Origin of the sequence: Pelomonas nitida (assembly GCF_043555975.1) — a bacterium.
Classification (GTDB): Bacteria; Pseudomonadota; Gammaproteobacteria; order Burkholderiales; family Burkholderiaceae_C; genus Pelomonas; species Pelomonas nitida.
In genome coordinates, this window is record NZ_JBIGIA010000001.1 from 46,182 (window position 1) to 69,203 (window position 23,022).

General features: G+C 69.2%; 23 protein-coding genes and 1 pseudogene. 10 read left to right on the forward strand and 14 right to left on the reverse strand.

The genetic code is table 11. From position 1 onward, the window contains the following. Window positions 1–49: 49 nt before the first annotated feature. Window positions 50–814 carry an enoyl-CoA hydratase gene (locus ACG00X_RS00195; RefSeq protein WP_394485768.1) on the forward strand — a complete coding sequence of 255 codons (765 nt, stop codon included), beginning with the start codon at window positions 50–52 and terminating at the stop codon, window positions 812–814. Window positions 815–1,082: 268 nt separating this feature from the next. On the opposite strand, the gene ACG00X_RS00200 is transcribed toward ACG00X_RS00195, so the two are convergent. After that, complete coding sequence (locus ACG00X_RS00200) at window positions 1,083–1,244, reverse strand: DUF1328 domain-containing protein (protein ID WP_394485769.1); 162 nt, start codon at window positions 1,242–1,244, stop codon at window positions 1,083–1,085. 347 nt (window positions 1,245–1,591) lie between these two features. On the opposite strand from ACG00X_RS00200, the gene ACG00X_RS00205 reads away from it, so the two are divergent. After that, entirely contained in the window at window positions 1,592–3,412 is a 1,821-nt protein-coding gene (locus tag ACG00X_RS00205) for a rhamnogalacturonan lyase B N-terminal domain-containing protein (RefSeq protein WP_394485770.1), read from the forward strand. Between the two features lie 64 nt (window positions 3,413–3,476). Here the strand turns inward: ACG00X_RS00205 and ACG00X_RS00210 are convergent, their stop codons facing one another. Beyond that, window positions 3,477–3,893 (reverse strand): acyl-CoA thioesterase, encoded by a 417-nt coding sequence (locus ACG00X_RS00210; RefSeq protein ID WP_394485771.1) that lies wholly within the window; start codon window positions 3,891–3,893, stop codon window positions 3,477–3,479. A 48-nt stretch (window positions 3,894–3,941) separates the two neighbouring features. Between ACG00X_RS00210 and ACG00X_RS00215 the strand changes: the two genes are divergently transcribed. Then, a complete protein-coding gene (locus ACG00X_RS00215) occupies window positions 3,942–5,750 on the forward strand; it encodes an ABCB family ABC transporter ATP-binding protein/permease (protein ID WP_394485772.1) in 1,809 nt (602 codons plus the stop codon). Between the two features lie 30 nt (window positions 5,751–5,780). On the opposite strand, the gene ACG00X_RS00220 is transcribed toward ACG00X_RS00215, so the two are convergent. The 3 genes from ACG00X_RS00220 to ACG00X_RS00230 form a co-directional block, all read right to left on the reverse strand. Continuing rightward, window positions 5,781–6,092, reverse strand: a complete 312-nt coding sequence (locus ACG00X_RS00220; RefSeq protein WP_394485773.1) for a hypothetical protein — start codon at window positions 6,090–6,092, stop codon at window positions 5,781–5,783. A 62-nt stretch (window positions 6,093–6,154) separates the two neighbouring features. After that, a complete protein-coding gene (locus ACG00X_RS00225; protein ID WP_394485774.1) occupies window positions 6,155–6,784 on the reverse strand; it encodes a UPF0149 family protein in 630 nt (209 codons plus the stop codon). Between the two features lie 24 nt (window positions 6,785–6,808). Further along, window positions 6,809–7,048: a hypothetical protein gene (locus ACG00X_RS00230; RefSeq protein ID WP_394485776.1), complete on the reverse strand. Its 240-nt coding sequence runs from the start codon at window positions 7,046–7,048 to the stop codon at window positions 6,809–6,811. 67 nt (window positions 7,049–7,115) lie between these two features. On the opposite strand from ACG00X_RS00230, the gene ACG00X_RS00235 reads away from it, so the two are divergent. The 6 genes from ACG00X_RS00235 to ACG00X_RS00260 all read left to right on the forward strand — a co-directional run bounded on the left by ACG00X_RS00235 (window position 7,116) and on the right by ACG00X_RS00260 (window position 13,681). Beyond that, window positions 7,116–7,967, forward strand: coding sequence for a transposase (locus ACG00X_RS00235; RefSeq protein ID WP_394485777.1), 852 nt, complete (start codon window positions 7,116–7,118; stop codon window positions 7,965–7,967). 103 nt (window positions 7,968–8,070) lie between these two features. Beyond that, the gene (locus ACG00X_RS00240) at window positions 8,071–10,293 is read left to right on the forward strand and encodes a penicillin-binding protein 1A (RefSeq protein ID WP_394485779.1); all 2,223 of its coding nucleotides are present in this window, start codon (window positions 8,071–8,073) and stop codon (window positions 10,291–10,293) included. Between the two features lie 125 nt (window positions 10,294–10,418). Next, a complete protein-coding gene (locus ACG00X_RS00245; protein ID WP_394485781.1) occupies window positions 10,419–11,126 on the forward strand; it encodes a hypothetical protein in 708 nt (235 codons plus the stop codon). A gap of 75 nt (window positions 11,127–11,201) precedes the next feature. Next, complete coding sequence (locus ACG00X_RS00250; RefSeq protein WP_394485783.1) at window positions 11,202–12,047, forward strand: phytanoyl-CoA dioxygenase family protein; 846 nt, start codon at window positions 11,202–11,204, stop codon at window positions 12,045–12,047. 44 nt (window positions 12,048–12,091) lie between these two features. Then, window positions 12,092–12,595 carry a molybdopterin-guanine dinucleotide biosynthesis protein B gene (mobB, locus tag ACG00X_RS00255; RefSeq protein WP_394485785.1) on the forward strand — a complete coding sequence of 168 codons (504 nt, stop codon included), beginning with the start codon at window positions 12,092–12,094 and terminating at the stop codon, window positions 12,593–12,595. 114 nt (window positions 12,596–12,709) lie between these two features. Continuing rightward, a complete protein-coding gene (locus tag ACG00X_RS00260; RefSeq protein WP_394485787.1) occupies window positions 12,710–13,681 on the forward strand; it encodes a BON domain-containing protein in 972 nt (323 codons plus the stop codon). A gap of 60 nt (window positions 13,682–13,741) precedes the next feature. Here ACG00X_RS00260 and ACG00X_RS00265 read toward each other — a convergent pair whose 3' ends face one another. The 8 genes and pseudogenes from ACG00X_RS00265 to msrP form a co-directional block, all read right to left on the reverse strand. Further along, window positions 13,742–14,170 (reverse strand): hypothetical protein, encoded by a 429-nt coding sequence (locus ACG00X_RS00265; RefSeq protein WP_394485789.1) that lies wholly within the window; start codon window positions 14,168–14,170, stop codon window positions 13,742–13,744. Between the two features lie 116 nt (window positions 14,171–14,286). Beyond that, window positions 14,287–15,675, reverse strand: a complete 1,389-nt coding sequence (glmU, locus tag ACG00X_RS00270) for a bifunctional UDP-N-acetylglucosamine diphosphorylase/glucosamine-1-phosphate N-acetyltransferase GlmU (RefSeq protein WP_394485791.1) — start codon at window positions 15,673–15,675, stop codon at window positions 14,287–14,289. 64 nt (window positions 15,676–15,739) lie between these two features. Beyond that, entirely contained in the window at window positions 15,740–16,357 is a 618-nt protein-coding gene (locus tag ACG00X_RS00275; protein ID WP_394485793.1) for a DUF4136 domain-containing protein, read from the reverse strand. Between the two features lie 61 nt (window positions 16,358–16,418). Continuing rightward, window positions 16,419–17,351 (reverse strand): tRNA 2-thiocytidine(32) synthetase TtcA, encoded by a 933-nt coding sequence (gene ttcA, locus ACG00X_RS00280; protein ID WP_394485795.1) that lies wholly within the window; start codon window positions 17,349–17,351, stop codon window positions 16,419–16,421. A 205-nt stretch (window positions 17,352–17,556) separates the two neighbouring features. Next, window positions 17,557–17,955: a dihydroneopterin aldolase gene (locus tag ACG00X_RS00285; protein ID WP_394486350.1), complete on the reverse strand. Its 399-nt coding sequence runs from the start codon at window positions 17,953–17,955 to the stop codon at window positions 17,557–17,559. Between the two features lie 147 nt (window positions 17,956–18,102). Beyond that, window positions 18,103–18,831: pseudogene (locus ACG00X_RS00290) on the reverse strand (NAD(P)/FAD-dependent oxidoreductase); the annotation flags it as partial. 304 nt (window positions 18,832–19,135) lie between these two features. Further along, window positions 19,136–19,732 (reverse strand): protein-methionine-sulfoxide reductase heme-binding subunit MsrQ, encoded by a 597-nt coding sequence (locus ACG00X_RS00295; RefSeq protein ID WP_394486351.1) that lies wholly within the window; start codon window positions 19,730–19,732, stop codon window positions 19,136–19,138. 11 nt (window positions 19,733–19,743) lie between these two features. Further along, window positions 19,744–20,715 carry a protein-methionine-sulfoxide reductase catalytic subunit MsrP gene (msrP, locus tag ACG00X_RS00300; protein ID WP_394485797.1) on the reverse strand — a complete coding sequence of 324 codons (972 nt, stop codon included), beginning with the start codon at window positions 20,713–20,715 and terminating at the stop codon, window positions 19,744–19,746. 217 nt (window positions 20,716–20,932) lie between these two features. On the opposite strand from msrP, the gene ACG00X_RS00305 reads away from it, so the two are divergent. After that, window positions 20,933–21,817 (forward strand): restriction endonuclease, encoded by an 885-nt coding sequence (locus ACG00X_RS00305; protein WP_394485799.1) that lies wholly within the window; start codon window positions 20,933–20,935, stop codon window positions 21,815–21,817. A gap of 140 nt (window positions 21,818–21,957) precedes the next feature. Here the strand turns inward: ACG00X_RS00305 and ACG00X_RS00310 are convergent, their stop codons facing one another. After that, complete coding sequence (locus ACG00X_RS00310; RefSeq protein WP_394485801.1) at window positions 21,958–23,022, reverse strand: DMT family transporter; 1,065 nt, start codon at window positions 23,020–23,022, stop codon at window positions 21,958–21,960.

The window sequence follows — 23,022 nt, forward strand, 5'->3', positions numbered from 1 at the left end:
CCAAGGCGCGGCCCGCGACAATGCCGCTGATCCCCGACAGGAGACCCACATGACCATCAAGACCTACACCGTCAACGGCGTTGCGACCCTCGAGATCGCGCGCCCCGAGAAGAAGAACGCCATCACGCAGGACATGTACCAGCAGATGGCCGAGGCGCTGCAGGCCGCCGATGCGGACAAGGCCGTGCGCGCCGTGCTCATCACCGGTCAGCCCGGCATCTTCACGTCGGGCAACGACCTGGAGGATTTCATGGCGCGCCCGCCGCGCGGCGAGGACGCGCCGGTGTTCCAGTTCATGCATGCGCTGCTGGATTGCAGCAAGCCCGTGGTCGCGGCCGTCACCGGTGCGGCCATTGGCATCGGCACCACGTTGCTGCTGCATTGCGACCTCGTGTTCGTGGCCGACGACGCGCGCCTGGCCATGCCGTTCGTGGGCCTGGGCCTGGTGCCGGAGTTCGCTTCCAGCCTGGTCGTGCCGCAGCTGATGGGCAACCGCCGCGCGGCCGAAAAGCTGTTGCTGGGCGATCCATTCACCGGCGAGCAGGCCGTGGAATGCGGCATTGCCAACCGCGTGCTGCCGGGCAGCGAGGTCGTCAACCACGCGCGCCGCATTGCCGAGCGGTTCAACCACCTGGCACCCGGCGCGGTGCGCCAGAGCAAGCAGTTGATCCGTGATCCTCAGCGCGAGGCCGTGAAGGCGGCCATCGCGCGTGAGGCGGAGATCTTCAGCGCCCGCCTGCGCAGCCCGGAGGCGATGGAAGCCTTCCAGGCGTTCTTTCAGAAGCGGGTGCCGGACTTCTCCAAGTTCGACTGAGCCTAGTCCAGCGAATCAGTGAACTTGGTGGTGCGTGAGCCCCTGGCCAGCGGCAATCAAGGCGCAAGCGTGCAGGCGTGTAGGCACCCGGCAAGCGCTTGCAACGCGGAGTGCGGCTGGCCAGGGACTCACCCTTCGGGCAGGGGGCTGGCCGGGCCGGCCGCGTCGTTGCAGCGCTTGCCAAGGCGGCCAGCCTTGGCTGCGCGCTGCGCCTAGCCGCCAGCCCGGCCTGCCCCCTGCGCACCACCGATTTCACTGATTCGCTGGACTAGCGTCGCACCAGGCCGATGAGCAGGCCGATGACGGCCAGGATCAGGAAGCCATAGAACAGCAGTTGGGCGAAGCCCGCTGCACTCGCGGCGATGCCGGTGAAGCCGAAGACGGCGGCGATCAGCGCGATGACGAAGAAGATGATGGCGTAGCGCAGCATGGCGAGCTCCTTGGGGGTTGGTGCCTTGACGGCAGAGGACTGCAGACTACGGTTCGGCACGTTGGTGCAGTGCCGGACGGCGCGGTAGCTCGAGGTCGGACGCCGCTGACGCCTTGACGGCGAAGGCGCCATGGCGCTGCGTTCGGTGCCTGCAGAGGCTTGTCGCCCGGCTGTCGCGGTGCGCGGCGCAGGCCGCCATGTCGGCGGCGGGCTTACCACAGGTTGCAAACCCTACAACCGGTTGGATACGGCAGCGGTAGGTGCCTCCTAGACTCGCGGCATCAACGATGCGGTCATGCCGGCCGGACGAGTGGTTAACAAGGTTGGGTCCAGAAGGAGAACAGAACATGTGGATCGATGAACTTTGCCGGCAAGTGCGCCGGCTGGGCGCGCTGGCGCTCGCGGGTGGCTTGATGACCGTGGCCGTTCCGGCCTCGGCCGCGTTGAGCCTGACAACGGTGTATGACGGCGGCAGCGCCGCCAAGGTGCAGTACCAGGTGGACACGGGCGGCGGCCTCGTGTTCAAGGTGCGGGCCTACGACAACGGCGTCAGCACGCAGTCCAAGGGCGACCTCACCAGCATCCTCTACAACGGCGTGCAGTACGCCGACGCCAGCCGTGGTTCGCAGCTGAACTCCGGCTTCGACTACCTCTACAGCAACGTCTCGGCCGTCGACGTGCAGGCTCAGATGGTCAGCAGCACCGGCGTGGCGACGGCTGCGTCCAAGGCCAATGGCGGCGTCGTGGCCGGTGGTGCCTACGTGAAGGTCACGGTCACCGTGTACAGCGCCAACGGTGGTGTGCTCAAGCACTACTACATGGCCAAGAGCGGTGAACCTCGTGTCTACATGGGCACCTACTTCACCGAGGAGCCCGACACGCTGAACCTCGTGCGCTACATCGTGCGTGTGCCCATCGGTGTGCTGTCCAAGGGCGGCCCCGCAGGCACGCCGGGCGGTGCCGACAGCGCCGGCAACTGGCCGCAGGATCTGCGCAGCACCAACTCGACCATCGAGGCCAGTGACGTGTTCGCGATCTCCGGCACGGGCCAGACGCGCTCCAAGCACTACTCGAACATGCGGCTGAAGGATTGGAAGTACTTCGGTGGCCTCAACAGTGGCAGCAGCGTCGGGCTCTGGTTCTACCGCGACAACAACGAGGGCAACTCCGGCGGGCCGTTCTACCGCAGCCTGCTCAACCAGATCACCTCCACCAACAACGAGTTGACCTACATCGTCAACTACGGTGAGGGGCAGACGGAAGCCTTCCGGTTCGGCGTGCTCAACAGCTACACGCTGATGTTCACGAACGGCAGCGCGCCAACGGCCCCGGACACGAGCTGGTTCTCGCTGATGGCGCTGGACGGGTATGTCGCACCGGCAGGCCGCGGCGCGGTCGCAGGCGTGGGCTTGGCGGGCACCGATCCGGCCTACAGCTACACCGTTGCCTTCTCCAACGCAGCGGCGCAGTACTGGACGACGGCCAACCTGGCGAACAACGGCTACTTCAACAGCGCAGGCATGCGGCCGGGCGTCTACACGATGACCGTCTACAAGAACGAACTGGCGGTCTACACCGGCAGCGTCACAGTCACGGCCGGCGGCACGACGATGCTGCACACGCTGACGATCAATGCCGACCCGGCCAGCACCGCAGCGCTGTGGCGCATCGGCAACTGGGATGGCACGCCTGCCGAGTTCGTCAATGGCGCGCGACTGACGACCATGCACCCGAGCGACGTGCGCATGAGCAGCTGGCTGCCGGCCACGTTCGTCGTCGGCTCGTCGACGGCCGCCGCCGGCTTCCCCGCCTACCAATGGAAGGACGTGAACAACGGCCGCGCCATCCAGTTCACGCTGACGAGTGCGCAGGTGCGCAACCTGACGCTGCGCATCGGCACCACGGCGGAATTCAGTGCCGCGCGCCCGCAGATCACGGTCAACAACTGGACGTCGGCCATCCCCGGGGCGCCGGGCAAGGGTTCGCGCAACCTGACCGTGGGCACCTATCGCGGCGTGAACCGGATCTACAGCATCGCCATTCCGGCCAGCGCGCTGGTGGCGGGCACCAACACGGTGAAGATCAACATCGTCAGCGGCACGGCAGGCTCGGCTTATCTGAGCCCGGCGCTCGCGTACGACGCGGTCGACCTCATCCCCACACCTTGACGAGACAGGGCGCCCGTCGCGGCGCCCCGCATCGGGCCGGCGGCCAATGCCGGCCCCTGGGCGTTCAGCCCGCCTGCTCCGGCGACACCGGCCGGGGGCTGCCTTGGAGGTCGATGGCCACGTAGGTGAGGTTGGCTTCGGTCACCTTGACGACCTTCGGCGCCTCCGGGTTGCGCTCGGCAAACACCTCGACATGCACGGTGATGGACGTGCGGCCGACGCGCGTCACGGTGGCGTAGAAGCTCAGCAGGTCGCCGATGGAGACCGGCTGTTTGAAGACGAACTCGTTGACGGCGACCGTGGCGACGCGGCCGCGGGACAGCCGTGCCGGCATGATGCTGCCGGCGATGTCCACCTGCGCCATGATCCAGCCGCCGAAGATGTCGCCATTGGCGTTGGAATCCGCCGGCATGGGCATGACGCGCAGCACCAGCTCGCGCTGGCCGACGACGGGAGGAGGGGAACTTGAAACCTGGGGCATGGCTTTCACTTGGGACAATCTGACCGCCATTTTCGGTCCCCAGCTCCCATGCGATCCACGCCGCGCGCCATCGAACTGCCCTCCGCGTCCAAAACTCCCGCCGTGCAGGGAGATTGGGGCACGGTCGGCCGCCTGCTGCCCTACTTGTGGCGCTACCGCTGGCGCGTGGGCCTGGCGCTGGCCTTCATGGTGGGCGCCAAGCTCAGCAACGTCGGCGTGCCGCTGTTGCTCAAGCAACTGGTCGACAGCCTGGACCTGAAGCCTGGCCAGCCGCAGGCGCTGCTCGTCGTGCCGCTCGGGCTGCTGGTGGCTTACGGCGCGCTGCGGCTGTCGACGTCGCTGTTCACCGAGCTGCGCGAGCTCATCTTCGCCAAGGCGACGGAGGGCACCGCACGCAGCATCTCGCTGCAGGTGTTTCGCCATCTGCACGACCTCAGCCTGCGCTTCCACCTGGAGCGCCAGACTGGCGGCATGACGCGCGACATCGAGCGCGGCACGCGTGCGGTGCACTCGCTGATCAGCTATTCGCTCTACAGCATCGTGCCGACGCTGATCGAGGTGGTGTTGGTGCTGACGTTGCTCGGCACCAAGTTCGATGTCTGGTTCGCCGGCATCACCGTCGCGGCGCTGGTGGCCTACATCGGCTTCACCGTCGCAGTCACCGAATGGCGCACGAAGTTCCGCAAGACGCTCAACGAGCTGGACTCCGTGGCCCACAGCCGCGCCATCGACTCGCTGCTGAACTACGAGACGGTCAAGTACTTCAACAACGAGAGCTTCGAGGCCGCGCGCTATGACGAGAGCCTCGAGAAGCTGCGCCGCGCCCAGCTCAAGAGCCAGACGACGCTGTCCATGCTCAACACCGGGCAGCAGCTCATCATCGCCACGGCGCTGGTGTTGATGCTGTGGCGGGCGACGCAGGGCGTGGTCAGCGGCCGCATGAGCCTGGGCGACCTGGTCATGGTCAATGCCTTCATGATCCAGCTCTACATCCCGCTGAACTTCCTGGGCGTCATCTACCGCGAGATCAAGCAGTCGCTGACGGACATCGAGAAGCTCTTCCTGCTGCTGGACCGCGAGCGCGAGGTGGCCGATGGGCCCGGCGCGACCGAGTTGCAGGTGCAGGGCGGCAGCGTGCGTTTCGAAGATGTGCGCTTCGCCTACGACGCCTCGCGCCCCATCCTGCACGGCGTCAGTTTCGAGATCCCGGCGGGCAGGAAGGTCGCCGTCGTCGGGCCCAGCGGCTCGGGCAAGAGCACGCTGGCGCGGCTGCTCTACCGCTTCTACGACATCGAGGCCGGCCGCATCAGCATCGACGGGCAGGACATCCGCACCGTGACGCAGGCCAGCCTGCGCCGCGCCATCGGCATCGTGCCGCAGGACACGGTGCTGTTCAACGACACGGTGGCCTACAACATCGCCTACGGGCGGCCCGGCGCGGGGCAGGCTGATGTGGAGGCCGCCGCACGGGCGGCTCACATCCACGACTTCATCGCTGCCACGCCGGCGGGCTACGCCACGATGGTCGGCGAGCGCGGCTTGAAGCTGTCGGGCGGCGAGAAGCAGCGCGTGGCCATCGCCCGCACGCTACTGAAGAACCCGCCCCTCCTCATCTTTGACGAGGCCACGTCGGCGCTCGACTCCACCAACGAGCGCGCCATTCAGGCCGAGCTGGAGGCGGTGGGCCAGAACAAGACGGTGCTGGTCATCGCCCACCGCCTGTCCACGGTGGTCGATGCGCACGAGATCCTGGTGCTGGAGCAGGGCCGCATCATCGAGCGCGGCCGGCACGACGAACTGCTGGCGCGCGGCGGGCGCTATGCCCAGATGTGGCGGCTGCAGCAATCCGGCGACTGAGGGCGGCCGCGCTCCAGGCGACGCGCATCGTCAATGCGGCTTGCGCGGCTTCTCGAAGCTCTTGGGGCGGTAGACGTTGCCGTCCCATTCGCCTTCCACGCGGCCCTGCTGGGCCGAGTCGCGGGCGCGGCGGATGACGCGCTCGGCTTCCAGCGCGGCGGCCCGCGTCTGGCGCTGGCGTCGGCGCCAGCCGACGGCGCTGTCGATCTTGGTTCGAGCCCAGGCCCCCAGGCGCGCAACCACCGCATCGACGCGGCTTCGCAGGCGATAGGGCAGGGCCATGTGCACGGCCAGCGCAATGCAGGTGGCCAGACCGGCGGCAGCGAGGACGGTGTTCAGCATGGGGCGAGTTTGAACCAAAGCTGGGCGGTCGGCCACATCCGGGAAGGGGATAAAGCCCCTTCTTATGTCTTCAGGCGCATCGCCCTCAGCGCCAGCATGGCGTCAGGAATCGAGCGGCTGGCCTCGTCGCGTTCGGCGGCGCTGGCCTGAGCGAGCGGGCCGTCCTCGGCGCCCAGCGCCGCGATGGGCGCCAGCAGCGCGGCAGTCTCCCCGCCGTCGAACAGCGGTGCCCACGCCTCGGGCGCCAGGTCCACGGCGATCAGGAAGCCGGCCGCCCAGTCCTCGGCGTCAGCGTATTCGACGGCGTCGTCGGCGTCTCCCGTCTCGCTGTCACCGTCGGCGAAGCTGAAGATGGGCTCCCAGCCCTGGGGGCGCTGCTGCCAGGCCGTGGCGATGGAATGCAGGTGCCGCAGCACCAGCATGATGACCTTCTTGCGCTGCTTGCCGCTGGCGAAAGGCGCCGGGTCGGGTTCGCCGTCGCCGCCCCACACCACGGGCAGCCAGGCGTCGCCGGGCAGGTCGGCCAGTGCGCGGCCGGGTGTCAGCAGCAGGCCGGCGAGATAGCCGTCCAGGGCCTCGATGTTCAGCGCGCCGTCGGTGGGCAGCGCGGCCAGCAATTCGTCGAGGTCGTTGAGCTCGTCGTCGGACAGCGGGCGGTTGTCGGAGGCGGGGTTGTATTGCGGGTGCCGCATGGGTGTCTTCCTCTGTGCGCGGGCTCAGCCGTGGCGGCCGTGGCGGCTCTTGGGTTTCTTGTTGTCGAACTCGGCGATCTGGGTCTTCAGCAACGCCATCAGCACGCGGGCGTTCTGTTCGGTCATGACCAGCAGGCTGCTGGGCTCGATGCCGTCGATGGGCGTGCGGTTGGAGATGAGGGCATCGACCTTGAGCAATACCTGCCCATGCACGTTGTTCGTGGCGGCCTTGAACTTCTGGATTTCGATTTCGTGGGTTTTCATGAAGGCAACGGGTGGCCGGCAGGTCGCCATCTTGCCATTCCGCGCCGCCGGACTTAAGGTGGCCCGCATGGCACGGCCCGCTCGACTCGAGATTGCCGGCGCGGTCTACCTGATCAGCGCCCATTGCCCGCGCGAAAGCCGTCGGCTCGCGTTCGCCGATGAAGCCGACCGCGCCGAGATGCTCGCCTTGCTGGCCCAGGCGCTGCATCGTTTCGATGCCCAGGCGCTCGCCTACGCGTTGCTGCCGCGTCACTACGAGCTGCTGCTGTTCACTCGCCGCGCCAACTTGTCCGCCCTCATGCGTCACGTGAACGGCGTCTACACGCTTCACCGCCAGCGCCGCGACGGTTTCAGCGGGTCGCTGTTCCAGGGGCGCTTTCACGCCGTGCTGGTGGATCGCGAGCGCCATCTGCTGGATGCCTGTCGCTACGTGGACCTGAGTCCCGTGCGCGAAGGCGCGACGCGCGGCGGCGCGGCGGCGTGGCCCGGCTCGAGTTTTCGTGCGTTGGCCGGCCTGGAGCCCGCGCCCGAGTGGTTGGATGTCGATGGCCTGCACCGCTTTGTGCTGGGCAGGCCAGCGCTGACGGCGGCCGACCATCGGCGTGCTGGGGAGTTGTACGAAACCTTGGTCGCGTCGGACCCGAAGCTGGCGCTGTGGCCGGGGCGCCTGCGCGAGCAGATCTTCCTGGGCGACGCCGATTTCGCCCAGCGCATGCGCGCCGCTGCCGCCAGGCTGCCGCGGCCTGCCGCCCGGGTCGGCTGGCCCGAATGGCTGCGGCGCGCCGACGGCATCCGTGAGCAGGCGCTATGGCTCGCCCATACCGAGGGTGGCGTGGCGATGAGCGCGCTGGCCGGCGAGCTGGGCCTGTCCGTCTCGCGTGTCAGCCGCTTGATCGCGGCGGCCGAGCGCGCCGTCTGACCTCACGCGCCGTTTCGCGGCCCCTGGGGCGTCGCCGGCGCCCGGTTACGACCTTTAGCGACCTGAAGCGGCCGCGTCGCGCGCTGGCCCTAGGATGCGCGCCATGCTCAAGTTCTTCGTCAACCGGCCCTGGCTGGGTTTTCTCGTCTCGGTGCCGTTGTGCCTGCTGCTGCTGGGCGCCATCGTGGCCGCCATCGTCTGGGTGCAACTGCCGCCGCTGGATACGCTGACCGACTACCAGCCCCACCAGCCACTGCGCGTGCTCAGCGCCGACGGGCAGCTCATCGGCGAGTTCGGTGCCGAGCGGCGCCGGTTCGTGCCGCTGAAAGACATTCCGAAGCCCATGCAGGACGCGCTGCTGGCGCTGGAGGATGCCGACTTCTGGACGCACTCGGGCATCGACTTCGGCGGCATCGCGCGGGCGTTCGTGCGCAACATCACCCATGGCGGCCCGCTGCACGGCGGCTCCACGATCACGCAGCAGCTGGCCCGCGACACCTACCTGACCAAGGAGCAGCGCTGGACCCGCAAGATCGTCGAGGCGCTGCTGGCCATCAAGATCGAGCAGGCGCTCACCAAGGAGCAGATCCTCGAGATCTACATGAACCAGATCTTCCTCGGCAACCGGGCCTATGGCTTCGCGGCCGCTGCCGAGCGCTATTTCGGCAAGAGCCTGGACAAGATCGACACGGCCGAGATGGCGCTGCTCATCGGCCTGCCGAAGAACCCGGCGGGCTACAACCCGGCCGTGCACCTGCGCAGCGCCAAGCGCCGCCAGGCTGTCGTGCTGGAGCGGCTGACCGCGGTGGGCCTCATCACGGCCGAGCAGGCCAAGGCGGCGCGCGAGGAGCCGCTGGAGATCGTGCATCCCAAGCGGCTGGCCGGCGTGGCCGACCATGCGGCCGAGCAGGTGCGCGCCGAGATGCTGGCGCGCTTCGGCGAGACGGCCTACACGCACGGTCTCACGGTGACGACGACGCTGTTCTATGCCGAGCAGGCGGCGGCGCAGGATTCGCTGCGCCATGCGCTGTTCGAGCTGGAGCGCCGGCAGCCCTTCCGCGGGCCGGAAGCGACGGTGCAGCTGCCCGACGGCGACGCGCTGGACGAGGCCCTGGACGCCGCCTTCGATGCCCATCCCGACCTGGGCGAGCTGCGGGCGGCCATCCTGCTGGAGCAGGACAAGAACGGCGCCCGGCTGGCGCTGTCGGATGGCGAGCACATCACGCTCAAGGGCCCCGCGCTGCGTTCGCTGCAGGGCGCCAAGCGGGGCGCGGTCGTGCGCGTGCTGGAGGTGGCCAAGCAATGGCAGCTCAGCCAGACGCCGCAGGCTGAGGGCGCCGTCGTCACGCTGGACCCGGCCACCGGCGCCATCCGCGCCCTGGTGGGCGGCTTCGACTTCACACGCAACCAGTTCAACTCGGCCACGCAGGCCTACCGCCAGCCGGGCTCGGCGTTCAAGCCCTTCATCTACTCGGCCATCATCGAGAAGGGCGCGTGGGCCGGCACGCAGGTCAGCGACCAGCCGTTCGTGCAGGGCGACTGGGCGCCGCGCAACTACGACGGCCAGTACGAAGACGCGCTGACGCTGCGCCAGGCGCTGGCCCGCTCCAAGAACATGGTCAGCATCCGCCTCGCGCAGGCCATGGGCCCGCAGTGGGTGCGCAGCTGGGCCAGCCGGTTCGGGCTCGACGAGGAGCGCCAGCCGACGAACCTGACCATCGCGCTGGGCACCGGCGCCGTCACGCCGCTGCAAATGGCGCAGGCCTATGCCGCCTTCGCCAATGGCGGCCTGCGGCCCACAGGCTGGCTGGTGCAGAAGGTGCAGGACGCGCAGGGTGAGGTGCTGTTCCAGGCCGACCCGCCCAAGCCCCGCCAGGCCATCAGCGCGCGCAATGCGTTCATGACGTCCCAACTGCTGGCGGCGGTGGCCCGCGAGGGCACGGCCGCCAAGGCCAGCGCGCTGCTGGGCCGCTGGGACCTCTACGGCAAGACCGGCACCACCAACGATGCTGTCGACGCCTGGTTCTGCGGCTTCCAGATGGCGCGGGCCGGCGCCGTCTGGATCGGCTACCCGACGCCGAAATCGCTCGGCGAACGCGAGAGCGGCGGCGGGCTGGCGTTGCCCGTCTGGGCGTCGACGATGGCCGTCGCGCTGAAGGGGCAGCCCAACACGCAGGTGTCCCCACCGGCCGACGGCCTCACGAAGCTGGGCGACGACTGGTATTACAGCGAGTTCGCCGGCGACATGGCGATCGCCCGCATCGGCATGCCGGCCGAGCCGGCACCACCGCCGGCCGAAGCCGCGTCGGAACCGGGGCTGCCCTGACGTTGCCCGCGGCTTGCGACCCTGCGCACCACCGATTTCACTGATTCGCTGGACTAGTGGTAACAGTTCGTACGGCGCGTGGGCCTGGCCTAGAGTTGCCCTTCCTTCACCGTCACGTCTTCGTCATGTCGCGTTCCGCGCTCGCCGCTGCTTCCGTTCTCGTCCTGTCGCTTGTGGGTTGTTCGTCGGTGAGCCTGTCGCCGCGCGAGGTGAATGTCGCTCGGGCTGACGTGCACATGGCACAGGCGCCCTCGGTGGCCGGCGTCGCGCAGGAGCGCTTCGGCAAGGCGGCCTGGGGCCGGCAGGGCGATTTCTCGCTCGACGGGCAACGCGTGCGCTACACGCGCGGCGCGGAGCGCCTGGCCTTGTTCCAGCCGCTGCCGGCCGAAGTGCGAGCGCCGCTGCGCTTCACGACCGGTGTGGCCGACAACGACGCCAGCTGCGAAGGCTGGACGCCGGAGCAGACGGCCAACGGCCGCTTCGCCGATTCCCGCCCGTGGGTGCTGAGCTGCCGCTGGGGCAGCGCGCCGGCCGCCATGCTGCAGATCGGCGAAGGGCCGTTGCGCGCCGGCGTGCTCACGCGCGAAGGCGCCTACCGCCGTGGCGAGCTGACCGTGGGCCTGCGCTCGGTGCACCTGCTGGAAGGCCAGGCCAAGCCGCAGGGCGCCGCCGTCGGCTACGAGATGCTGTACCAGGGCACCGTGGTGGGCAGCCTGGACCTCAGCGGCGCGGTGCCGCGGCTGCGCCGGCCCGACCCGGCCACCCCGGTGGGCCGGGCCGTCACCGAGGCCGCGCTGGCGCTGGCGCTGGCCTCCGAGGCGGGCGGCCGCTGAGCCGCCCCGCCAAGCCGCCGGCCGGGCCCACCGGGCGGCGGCAGAATCGCCCGACACGCTTTCCCTTGTGCTGACATGACCCTCGACGCTGCCCGCTACGCCGAACAAGGCTTCCTCGTCATTCCCGGCTTCAAGCCCGCCGCAGAGATCGCCGCGCTGCGCCAGCGCGCGCTGCAGATCGTCGACGCGTTCGACCCCGGCGAGCAGCGGCCCGTCTTCACGACCGAGGAGCAGCAGCGCCACGTCGACGACTACTTCCTGGACAGCGGCGACCAGGTGCGCTGCTTCTTCGAGGAAGAGGCCTTCGACGCCGAGGGCCGGCTGCGCGTGCCCAAGGAGCTGGCCATCAACAAGATCGGCCATGCGATGCACGACCTCGACCCCGTGTTCAGCGCCTTCTCCAAGGGCGAGGCGCTGCGCGGCGTGGCCACGGCGCTGGGCCTGGCGCGGCCGCAGGTCTGGCAGAGCATGTTCATCTTCAAGCAGCCGGGCATTGGCGGCGAGGTGCGCTGGCACCAGGACGCCAGCTTCTTCGAGAGCGACCCCGTCACGGTGACGACCTTCTGGTTCGCGCTGGAAGACGCCACGCTGCACAACGGCTGCCTGTGGACCGAACCGGGCGGCCATCGCGGCCCGCGCGGCGTGCTGCGCGAGCGCTTTGTGCGCGAAGGCCGCAAGGCCTGGATGGAGCAGGTCGACGCCACGCCGTGGCCCGCGGCCGATTCGCGCCAGGCCGTGCCGCTGGAAGTCGAGGCGGGTTCGCTGGTGGTCTTCCACGGCCTGCTGCCGCATTACTCAGCCGCCAACCGTTCCGAGAAATCGCGCCACGCCTACACGCTGCATGTGACCGACGGCGCCAGCCGCTACTCGCCGCGCAACTGGCTGCAACGCGGCGCCGACCTGCCCGTGCAGGGCTTCTGATCGACACCGGCCCGCGGCCGGCGCGGCTGCGCGAAGATGCCGGCATGAAAGTGATGGGTATCGCCGGGCGTTCCGGCATGGGCAAGACCACGCTGCTGGAGCGGCTGGTGCCCGAGTTCACCCGTGCCGGGCGGCGGGTCTCGCTGATCAAGCACAGCCACAAGGACATCGAAGTCGACCGCCCCGGCAAGGACAGCTTCCGGCTGCGTGAGGCCGGTTGCCAGGAAGTGCTGCTGCTCGGCGCCACGCGCTGGGCGCTGATGCACGAACTGCGGGGCGACCCCGAGCCCGAGCTGCCCTACCTGCTGAGCCGCATCCAGGCTTGTGACCTGGTGCTCGTGGAGGGTTTCAAGAGCGGCGACTTCCCCAAGCTGGAGGTCTGGCGCGCCGGCCACGGCGCGTCGCCACTGTGGCCGGACTGGCCCGGCATCGTCGCCGTCGCTAGCGATGCCGCCATCGATGGCTGCCCGCTGCCGCAACTGGCCTTGCAGGACGCAGCCGCCATTGCCGACTTCGTCTGGCAGAGGGCCGCACCGGTCGAGCGCTGACCGCCGGGGTCCTGTCCTACGCGCCAAGAGCGCCTGGGCGGGCAAGGGCGGGCTGAGGGGCTTCCAACAATGGGCTCATCGAGAACTTGTCGATGCCGACCCCAGGAGGCGACCATGAAATTCCCCAAGTCCATGCATGCAGAAGGTTGGGTCCGTCATTTCGATGACGGCGCTGCGCCCCGTGTGGCCGCGACGACCCGCCCGGGCATCAAGGCCGGCGCCAAGCCGGTCAACGCCTACACGCCGCTGCACGGCGATGTGCCGCTGCAGGCATCGCGCCCGATCCGCATGAACGCGCCGATGGCCCCGCAAGCGCCGAGGCCCAGCGTGGCGCCTGCTGCAATGTCGACGGTCGGGCGCGCTCCCGTGTTGCCCTGGGTGCTGAGCGCCGGTGCGGCCGTCGTGCTGATCGGCGGCGGTGCGCTCATGGCGCGCAATCGCCCGGTCAGCACGCCGGCGGAGCCCATCGTGGTCAGCCAGGCGTCGCCATCGCCCGAAGAGGCCCAACTGGCGGCCGAACCGCCCAGCGCCGGGGCAGCATCCGCGGCCGAGCCGGCACCGGAAGTGGTGTCCACGCCGGTCGAACACCCGCCCGTGAAGCTGGCGCCGGCCGAGGAGCAGATGGCGGCCACGAAGCAGGCAGCACCAGTGACACGCACGCTGCAGCCGCCCCCCGAGGTGATGGCCGTGGCGGCGCCCGCGCCGGCCTCGGCGCCTGCGTCGGGTGTCGCATTGCCGGCGCTTGCCCAGGCGAGCGAGCTGCCTGCCAGTGCTGCGGCGCCGGCCTCGGCCGACACGCCGCCCGTGGCGCAGGCAGCGCCCTCGGCGACGGAGCCGGCCGACGCCGGCATCACGATGCAGGTGCGTCAGGCGCTGGCAGCCGACGCCGCGCTGGCGACAGTTCCCATCGCCGTGAGCACGGCGCAGGGCGTGGTCAAGCTGGAGGGGCAGGCCCCGGATGCCCAGGCCCGTGAGCGCGCAACGGTCGTGGCCGCCGCGACGTCTGGCGTCAAGGGCGTCGACAACCGCCTGACGCTGCCGCCGGTGGCCTCGCTCGACAAGCCCCTGCTGGCCAGCGGCGGCTGAAGCAGCGAGCAACAAAAAAGCGCCTCGTCAGAGGCGCTTTTTTTGTGGGCGACGCAGGCGTCAGTGGCAATGCTGTGTGCGGGCCGGCGCCAGTTCGGCGTCGATCAGCGCGTCCTGCGTCACTTCGCGAGCGGCTTCCAGTTGCAGGCAGAGTTCGGTGATGCCGTCCTCGCGGCCGCCGACCACGTCGGGCAGCGGAGCAGCGGCGATGTCGGTGGGCAGGTCGGCCAGTGCGCCGATCAGCTGGAACAGCAGTTCGAGGCTGGCTTCGCCGTCCTGCGGCAGATCGCGCGCGGCACCCAGGCTGCGCGCCAGATACCAGCAGGCCTCGGCGGCGTTGTCGCAGGCCTGCGCCTTCAGCTCGAGGGCGCGGTTGCGTGCATCGGCTTCCTCGCGGGCCTGATCGGCCTGGACCACGCCGTAGGCACCCAGGTCGGCCGGGACGGCGTCGTCGAACGAAAGCGCAGCAAAGTCGAGTTCGTGGGCCATGGGCGTCGGTGTTCGTGAGTCGGGGCCATCCTAACGGCGGGTCGGGGGCGGAGGCGCCCCCGCAGTCCCGGCCCCGCAGGGCGATCGCCGGAACTATGTCACAGCGACCGGGCTATTCAACGCTTCTTGGTGGGTCGGGTCCACCCGGCGATGGCCACCTGTTTGCCGCGCGCCACGGCGAGGTCGCCGGGGTTGACGTCCTTGGTGATGGTCGATCCACCGCCGATGGTGGCGCCGTCGCCCAGCGTGACCGGCGCCACCAGCACGCAGTTGGAGCCCACATGCACGTCGTTGCCGATGGTGGTGCGGTGCTTGTTGGCGCCGTCGTAGTTGGCGGTGATGCTGCCGGCGCCGTAGTTGACGCGCTCGCCCACCGTTGCGTCGCCGAGGTAGGCCAGGTGGTTGGCCTTGGCGCCGTCGGCCAGCGTGGCGTTCTTGACCTCGACGAAGTTGCCGATGTGCACCTCGCGGCCCAGCTGCGCGCCGGGGCGCAGGCGGGCGAACGGGCCGATCAGCGTGCCCTCGCCGACGCTGGCGCCCAGCGCCTCGCCGTCGATGTGCGTGAAGTCGTGGATGCGTGCGCCAGCACCGATGCTGACGTTGCGGATCACGCAGTGGCTGCCGATGCGCACGTTGTCGCCCAGCTCGACGCGGCCCTCGAAGACGCAGTTCACGTCGATCTCGCAGTCTTGCCCGTGCGTCAGCGTGCCGCGCAGGTCGAAGCGCGCCGGGTCGGCCAGGCGCACGCCGGCGCGCATCAGCGCCTCGGCCTGGCGGGCCTGGTACGCGCGTTCGAGCTGCGCGAGCTGCACCGGGTCGTTGACGCCCAGCACCTCGGTCTCGCTGTGGGCCTTGATGCCCAGCACCGGCAGGCCTTCGGCCACGGCCATCGCGACGATGTCGGTGAGGTAGTACTCACCCTGGGCATTGTTGTTCGTCAGCTGCGCCACCCAGCGCTTCAGCGCCGCCGTGGGCGCGGCCATCATGCCGCTGTAGCCCTCGCGGATCTGGCGTTGCTCGGGCGTGGCGTCCTTGTGCTCGACGATGGCCAGCACGCCGCCATCGTCCTTGTCGCGCAGGATGCGGCCGTAGCCGGTCGGGTCGGCCAGGTCCACCGTCAGCAGCACCAGCGCGTGGCCGGCGCAGGTGTCGATCAGCGCCTTGGCGGTGCTGGTCTCGATGAGGGGCACGTCGCCGTTGAGGATCAGCGTGGTGCCCTGACCCTGATCCTCGACGAGCGCCGGCACCACTTGCTGGATGGCGTGGCCGGTGCCGAGCTGGGGCATCTGGCGCACGAAAGAGATGCCGGGCGCGGCGACGGCGGCCTCCACCTGCTCGGCGCCATGGCCGGTGATGACGATGCGGGCGGCGGCGTCCAGCGGCTCGCCGCTCTTGAGCACATGGGCCAGCAGCGAGCGGCCCGCGAGCTTGTGCAACACCTTGGGCGTTGCGGATTTCATGCGGGTGCCCTTGCCCGCCGCCATGATCACGATGTTGAGCGCCATGCCTGCCTTGCGACTTCGTTTTTGCGAAGCCGCGATTATGGGCAGGCGGGCGCGGCGCTGTCGGTCAGCGCATGGCCTGCACCGCGACGCGGTGCGACTTGGGCTCGATCTTGGGGAACTCGGCCAGCGCGGCGTCGAACAGCGGCGTCAGCAAGGTGTCGTTGGCCGACAGGCCCTCGTTGCTGGCGTGCGCTTCGTACAGCGCCTCGCCGGAGACGCGGTCGCGCAGCAGCACGGCCACGGCGCGGTCGTAGCGGCGGTCGAAGAACGGGTCCTGGCGCCAGCCCCACGGGCCCGCGCCGACATAGCCATAGCGCGGCGAGAACAGCCGGCCGCGCCAACGCCACCACATCGGGTCGTCCCACGGCACGGGGTCGTAGGCCGTCACGCGGGCGCCCAGCGTGACCAGCACGTCGGCCGTCTTGGCATCGGGTGCGGCGGTAAAGCCGGCCTTCTCGAGGGCGGCCTTGACGGCATCTTCCAGCGCGGTCTGGCGCTTGGCGGCCTCATCGTTCTGCTGCTGCGAGGGCAGGCGGTCGAAGGCGTAGGTGCCGGGCTTGCGGTCGGCCGGCCAGTTGCCGTAACTCGATACGTCGGCGGAGACGGTGTACGGGCCGGCGCAGCCGGTGATGGCCACCACCGAGGCGGCGGCGAGCGCGGAGAGGATCAGACGGCGGTTCATGACAGCGTCTCCATCGTGGTGATGATGGGATTCTGGCCCGACCGCATTGCCCCTTTGTAAATCAGCGTTGCAGCGTGATCACCGAGCTGGCCGGCGACGGGGTGGCGCAAGACTCGTCGTCATCGAAGGCGATGTCGCCACCGGCGTCGGCCTCGCCCGTGGCCTTGACCGTCTCGAACGGGAACAGCTGCTTGTCCATCATGTGCGAGGTCACGATGTTGCCCATGGCCGTGAAGATGTTGTCGATGCGCCCGGGGTAGCGCTTCTCCCACTCGTTGATCATGGCCTTGACCTGCACGCGCTGCAGGTTCTCCTGGCTGCCGCACAGATTGCACGGAATGATGGGGAACTCGCGGTGCTCGGCCCAGCGCACCAGGTCGGGCTCCTTCACGTAGGCCAGCGGGCGGATGACGACGTTCTTGCCGTCGTCGCTGACGAGCTTGGGCGGCATGCCCTTCATGCGGCTGCCGAAGAACATGTTCAGGAACAGCGTCGTGACGATGTCGTCGCGGTGGTGGCCCAGCGCGATCTTGTTGGCGCCCAGCTCACCGGCCACGCGGTACAGGATGCCGCGGCGCAGCCGCGAGCACAGGCTGCAGGTCGTCTTGCCCTCGGGGATGAGCTTCTTGACGATGCTGTAGGTGTCCTGGTTCTCGATGTGGAAGTCCACGCCGCGGCTCTTCAGATAGGCGGGCAGCACCTCCTCGGGGAAGCCGGGCTGCTTCTGGTCGAGATTGACGGCCACGAGGCTGAACTTGATGGGCGCGCGCTGCTGCAGGTTCAGCAGGATGTCCAGCATCGAGTAGCTGTCCTTGCCGCCCGACAGGCACACCATGACCTTGTCGCCGTCTTCGATCATGTTGAAGTCGGTGATGGCCTGGCCCACCTGGCGGTGCAGGCGCTTGGACAGCTTGTTGATCTCGTGGGCGGCCTTCTTCTCGGCGGCGAGAGCGTCGGCGGCGGCCTGGTCGTGGTCGATGACGTCGGTGTTCATGGCGGTCGGGGAAGCAGTCATTCAGAGAGGCTCGCGCAGCGCGCGGCCGATTCATCCAGCGGCTGCCGTGGAACTGGCTTGGCCAGGCCACTGGCAGCGCCCCCTTGAGGGGGGTGAGGCCGGACAGAAAGAGTCCTGAGGACTCTTTCTGCCTGCCGAACGCCGAGGCCTCTGGCCTTGGCAGCGCAAAGCGTGTAGGGGGTGGTCACCATAGTCCGGTTTCGGCGGAGACGGCGACTTCGCAGTCCGGGAAGATTTCGAGCTTGGTCAGCTTCACGCGCACGCCGACGACGCCGGCCAGGCTCATCAGGCGGTTGCTGAGCTTGCCCACCAGCGCCTCGACGAGGTCGGTGTGCTCGGTGGTGCACTCGTCGATGATGGCGGCGCGGATACGGCGGTAGTCCAGCACGCGGCCGATGTCGGCGTCGCGGGCGACGATGGGCAGCGCGCCGAGGTTGACTTCGGCATCCACCTGGATGGGCTGGGGGCCGTCGCGTTCGAAGTCGAGGATGCCCAGGTTGGCCTTGAAGCGCAGGCCCTGCAGGTGGATGACCTGGCGGTTGTTGAAGCGTTGCGGTGCGGCTGCGGAGCCTTCCGGGCGCAGCGCCTGCTCGATGAGCTTGGCGGCCTGCACGCCATCGGCCAGCGCCGTCTGCACGCAGGGGTGCCAGCGGCCGCTCGCGTCACCGGCGACGAAGGCGTGCGGGCGGTCGTGCTCGCTGAGCAGGCCGAAGGCCGAGGGCTCGGGCTCGAAGCCCAGCAGCGCGGCGACGAGGTCGAAGCGCTCGTCGCCGGCGCTGGAGCTCACGTTCACGCCGGCGTCGTCGGGCCGCAGCCCGTCGGGCAGCGGCGTGGCCAGGCGCAGCTGGATGCGCGGGTGGGCCTCGACGCGGTCGATGAGGTGAACCTGCGCCCGCCAGTTGCCGCGCGCCCATAGCGTCACGTCACACCCGCGGTCGGCCAGGAAGAGGGCGTTCTCGGCCGCGTTGTCGCCTGCGCCCAGCAGCAGCACACGGCCCGCGGGCAGCGTGTCGCGCCGGGTGGTCAGCGAGGTCGCGTCCAGCACGCGCGGGTGCGGCACGGCGAAGTAGCGCGCCGGGCGCAGCAGCCGCAGGCCGGTGGCGACCAGCAGCGCGCGCGACTGCACATGCTCGCCGCTGGCCAGCTGCAGCGTCCACGCGCCGGCCAGGTCCTGGGCGCAATAGCGGGCGGATTCGGCCTTGCTGCCCAGGCGCAGCGCGATGCGCGGCGTGGCTTGCACCTGCTGCGCGTAGGCCAGCGCCAGGTCGGCCAGCGCGGCGGCCGGCTGGCCCAGCACCCAGTCCTGGCGGAAGCCCAGCCCCCGCAGCGCGGCGCACAGCTGCGGCTCGCGCTCGACCAGCAGCGTGCTCAGGCCCAGCTGCGCGAGCCACGACGCGGCGCTGCAGCCGGCAGGGCCGCCGCCGAGGATGGCAACGTCGAAGGAAGTCGGTTCGGGCATGGGAGGCCGAGGGCCTGTTAACACGACGGGAGTTGGGCGCGAAGGCCATCCGCCAGGGGCCAATCAAGGCGCAGCACGCCGCCCGCATTGGTATGCGGGCCAGTGGTGCAACGCCGAGTGGCCCCTGGCGGATGGCCTTCCCTTCGGGTTGAGGCCAGAAAGCCCGCGCGCAGCGTTGCAAATCCTCGCCGGGTGTCCAACCCGGCTCCGGTTTGCGCCTTGCTCGCGGGCTTTCTGGCCTCAACGCGGCCTGTTCCCGTCGTGTTAACAGGCCCCGAGCGCCGGATTATCCCAGCCGCGGCTCTTACCGGGTGGCCCGCCGGTAGACCCGCCACCCCAGCAGCGCGGCAAGGATCACGCCGTACACCGCCGGCTCGGCAAAGTTGTGCTTGCCCGCGCGCAGCCAGATGAAGTGCATCAGCCCGATCACCGAGACCGCGTAGACGGCCTTGTGCAGTGCCTGCCAGCGTTTGGCGCCCAGCAGCCGGATGGCCCGGTTGAAGCTCGTGGCGGCCAGCGGCAGCATCAGCGCCCAGGCGGCGAAGCCCATCAGAATGAAGGGCCGCTTGGCGATGTCGCGGGCGATCTCGGGCACATCCAGCCCCATGTCCAGCCAGCCGTAGGCCAGCAGGTGCAGCGACGCGTAGACGAAGGTGAACACGCCCAGCAGGCGCCGAAAGCGCGCCAGCGCGGCCAGGCCGCTGAGCTCGCGCAGCGGCGTGATGGCCAGCGTGAGCATGAGGCCGCGCAGCGTCCAGTCGCCCAGGCCCCGTATCAGCGCCTCGGCCGGGTTGGCGCCGAGCTGGTTGGCCACCGCGCCGTAGACCAGCCAGGCCAGCGGCGCCACGCACAGCAGGAACAGCACCACCTTCGCTGCCGGGTGGAGCAGCGTGCGGGTCAACGCCGGCTTCATCAGAAGTTGCGCTTGAGGTCCATGCCGGCGTAGAGCTGGCCCACCTGGGCCTCGTAGCCGTTGAACATCAGCGTTGGCCGCTTCTTGGCGAACAGGCCGTCCTCGCCGATGCGGCGCTCGGTGGCCTGGCTCCAGCGCGGGTGCGGCACGTTGGGGTTCACGTTGGAATAAAAGCCATATTCCTGCTGGGCGGCCTTGGTCCAGCTGGAGACGGGCTCCTTCTCGGTGAAGCGGATCTTGACGATGCTCTTGGCCGACTTGAAGCCGTACTTCCACGGCAGCACCAGCCGCAGCGGCGCGCCGTTCTGGTTGGGCAGCACCTCGCCATACATGCCGAAGGCCAGCAGCGCCAGCGGGTGCATGGCTTCGTCGATGCGCAGGCCCTCCACGTAAGGCCAGTCCAGCACGCCGGAGCGCACGCCGGGCATCTGCGCTTTGTCGGCCAGGCTGGTGAACTCCACGTACTTGGCCTTGGACGTGGGTTGCGCCTGCTTCAGCAGTTCGGCCAGCGAGTAGCCCACCCACGGGATCACCATGCTCCAGCCCTCCACGCAGCGCAGCCGGTAGACGCGCTCTTCCATGGCGCTGAGCTTGAGCAGGGCCTCGATGTCGAAGCGGCCGGGCTTGGCGCATTCGCCTTCCACGCTGACCGTCCAGGGCCGGGTCTTGAGCGTGTGCGCGTAGGCGGCCGGGTCAGCCTTGTCGGTGCCGAACTCGTAGAAGTTGTTGTAGGACGTGGCATCGGCGTAGCTGGTGGGCTTGTCCAGCACCACGGCGCCGGCCACCGCGCTGCGCGCGCCGGCCAGCTTGGGCAGCTTGCCGCCGCCGGCGGCGGCAGGCTGTGCGCCGGCCAGCGGCGCCGCCGCCGCCAGGCCCAGGCCGGCCAGCAGCGCACGGCGATTCAGATAGCTGGCCTGCGGCGTGATCTCGCTGGGCAGGGGGGCGTGGGGAAAGGGGGCTTTGATCAGCATGGCGGCTCTCTCGTCAGGTGCTGGGCTGTGTCGCGCGGCGAGGGGCGCAACTTACACCGGCTGGGCCCGGGGTGCTGGAGGGCATGCGTAAAGCCGACGGCCACGGCGGTTGATCCGGTCTGCCTCCCCGGGTGCGCGCACGCTTGCCCCAAGCCACCGGCGCGGGCGGCCGCAACGGGCGACGGCTCCGTTAGCATCTGTTCATAGGGAGAGAACCATGAAAAGAAAGAACAAGCGCAGGGAAGACCGCGCGGTCCGCCGTCGCAATGAAACGGCCGTGATGGCACTGGTCATCGGTGTGGCACTGCTCGCCGCGCCGTGGTTTGTCGACCAGCCCGCGCTGGCTGGTGCGCTGGCGGTGGCCCGACCGTTCGGCTACGTGATGCTGCTGGTCGGCGGCGTGCTGCTGGTGCTGGGCCGGGTCTTGTCTAGGCCCGCTGCCGCGAAGCCTGTGGCCACAACACCGGTCCCGCCTGCCGCAGCGAAGATGCCCGTTGCATCAACCGATGACCCCCAGGCCGCCTCGGTGGCGCCCGCCAGCAAGCCGCAGGCCTGGAGTGCGGCAGTGTTCGAGGTCATCGAATGGCGGCGTTTCGAGGCGGTGGTGGAAGCCCTGTTCCGACAGGCCGGCTTCGAGACCCGATCGCAGTCCCACGGCGCCGATGGCGGCGTGGACATCTGGCTGCATTCCAGCAGCGTGCCCGACCGGCCCGTCAGCGTCGTGCAGTGCAAGCACTGGCAGGGCAAGCGGGTGGGCGTCGACAAGGTCCGCGAACTGCGCGGTGTGATGGCTGCGCATGGCGTGCGGCGCGGCCAGTTCGCCACCACCTCCACCTTCACGCCCGACGCGGTGGCGTTTGGGCAGGAGAACAGCATCCACCTGCTCGATGTGCAAGCCCTGCTGGCCTTGATCGCCACGCGCACACCTGAGCAGCAGCAGGCATTGCTGGCCGTGGCGCTGGAAGGCGACTACTGGCGGCCGACCTGCGTCAACTGCGGCACCAAGCTCGTTGAGCGCGTGGCCAAGGGCGGTGAGAGCCGCTTCTGGGGGTGTGCCGGGTTTCCGAAGTGCAGGACGACGATGGCGATGAGGCTGGGGTAACGGGGGGGGGGGGCGCTGGGGCGGCTTTAGGCTGGTTGCTGACGGCCCAGATCAGCCGCCAAACGTCGGCGACGAAGCAAAGCAGTCACTCGTGGCCTCTGCCGCAGCGAGACCAATCCGTATCGGCGGATGCGGCGCATTCAATGCCCGTGACGGTGATGCGCATCCGGGAAATGCCCGTGACTGTGAGTCAGGGCTTCGTGCCGATGTGCATGTGAATGACGAGTTCCGGGAGGCACGGGCGGGACATGGAGATGAGTGTGATGCAGGTCTCCCGCCCCATGGGTGTGTTCGTGGTCATGCTCTAGCACTTCATGCCGATGTTCGTGATCGTGCCGCTCTGTCAGATGCAAAGCCACGCCGACGGCCATCAACAGCCCGGCCAGCAGCAGTTGCCAGGTGACGGACTCACCCAGCATGCCAATGGCCAGCACCGCGCCGACAAAGGGGGCGACCGAGAAGTAGGCCCCCGTGCGTGCCGTGCCCAGATGCCGCAAGCCCAGGACGAACAGAACCAAACTCGCCCCATAGCTGGCAAAGCCCAGCAGGCCTGCGGCGAGCACTGGGCCCATGCCCGGCCAACTGGCGCCGGCCAGCAAGGCCAGCACCAGATTCGTGGCCCCGGCAGCAAGCCCTTTGGTCATCGCGATGTAGCTGGCATCGGACAAGGACGCTTTGCGCGTCAGGTTGTTGTCGATGCCCCAGGCCAGACACGCGCCAAGCACGGCCAATGCCGGCCACCAATCGCCCAAGTCGCCAGCCTTTTGCCCTGATTGAGGCCAGGAAAGCACCAGGCTTCCCACCACGATGGCCAGCATGCCCAGGGCAATCCGACGATCAAAGTTCTCCTTGAAGGCGAACCAGGCCAGCAGCGCCGTCATCACGCCCTCGGCATTGAGCAGCAGGGACACATCTGCTGCGGGCAAGCGTGAGAGCCCGAGCATCAGCAGCACTGGCCCGACTACGCCGCCCGCGAGGATGGCACCGGCCAGCCACCAACGCTCGCTGCGTTCGAGGATCACAGCAGGCTCGCCGCGCAGACGCCGAGCCATGAGCAGACCCAGGCCCGAGCCCAGGTACAGCAGGGCCGCCAACAACCAGGGGCCGGTTTGCGCCAGCAGGGGCTTGGCCAGCGGCGTGCTGGCGCCGAACAAGACGGCCGCGGCCAACGCGGCCGCAACACCGGGTTCAAATTTGAATTGCAC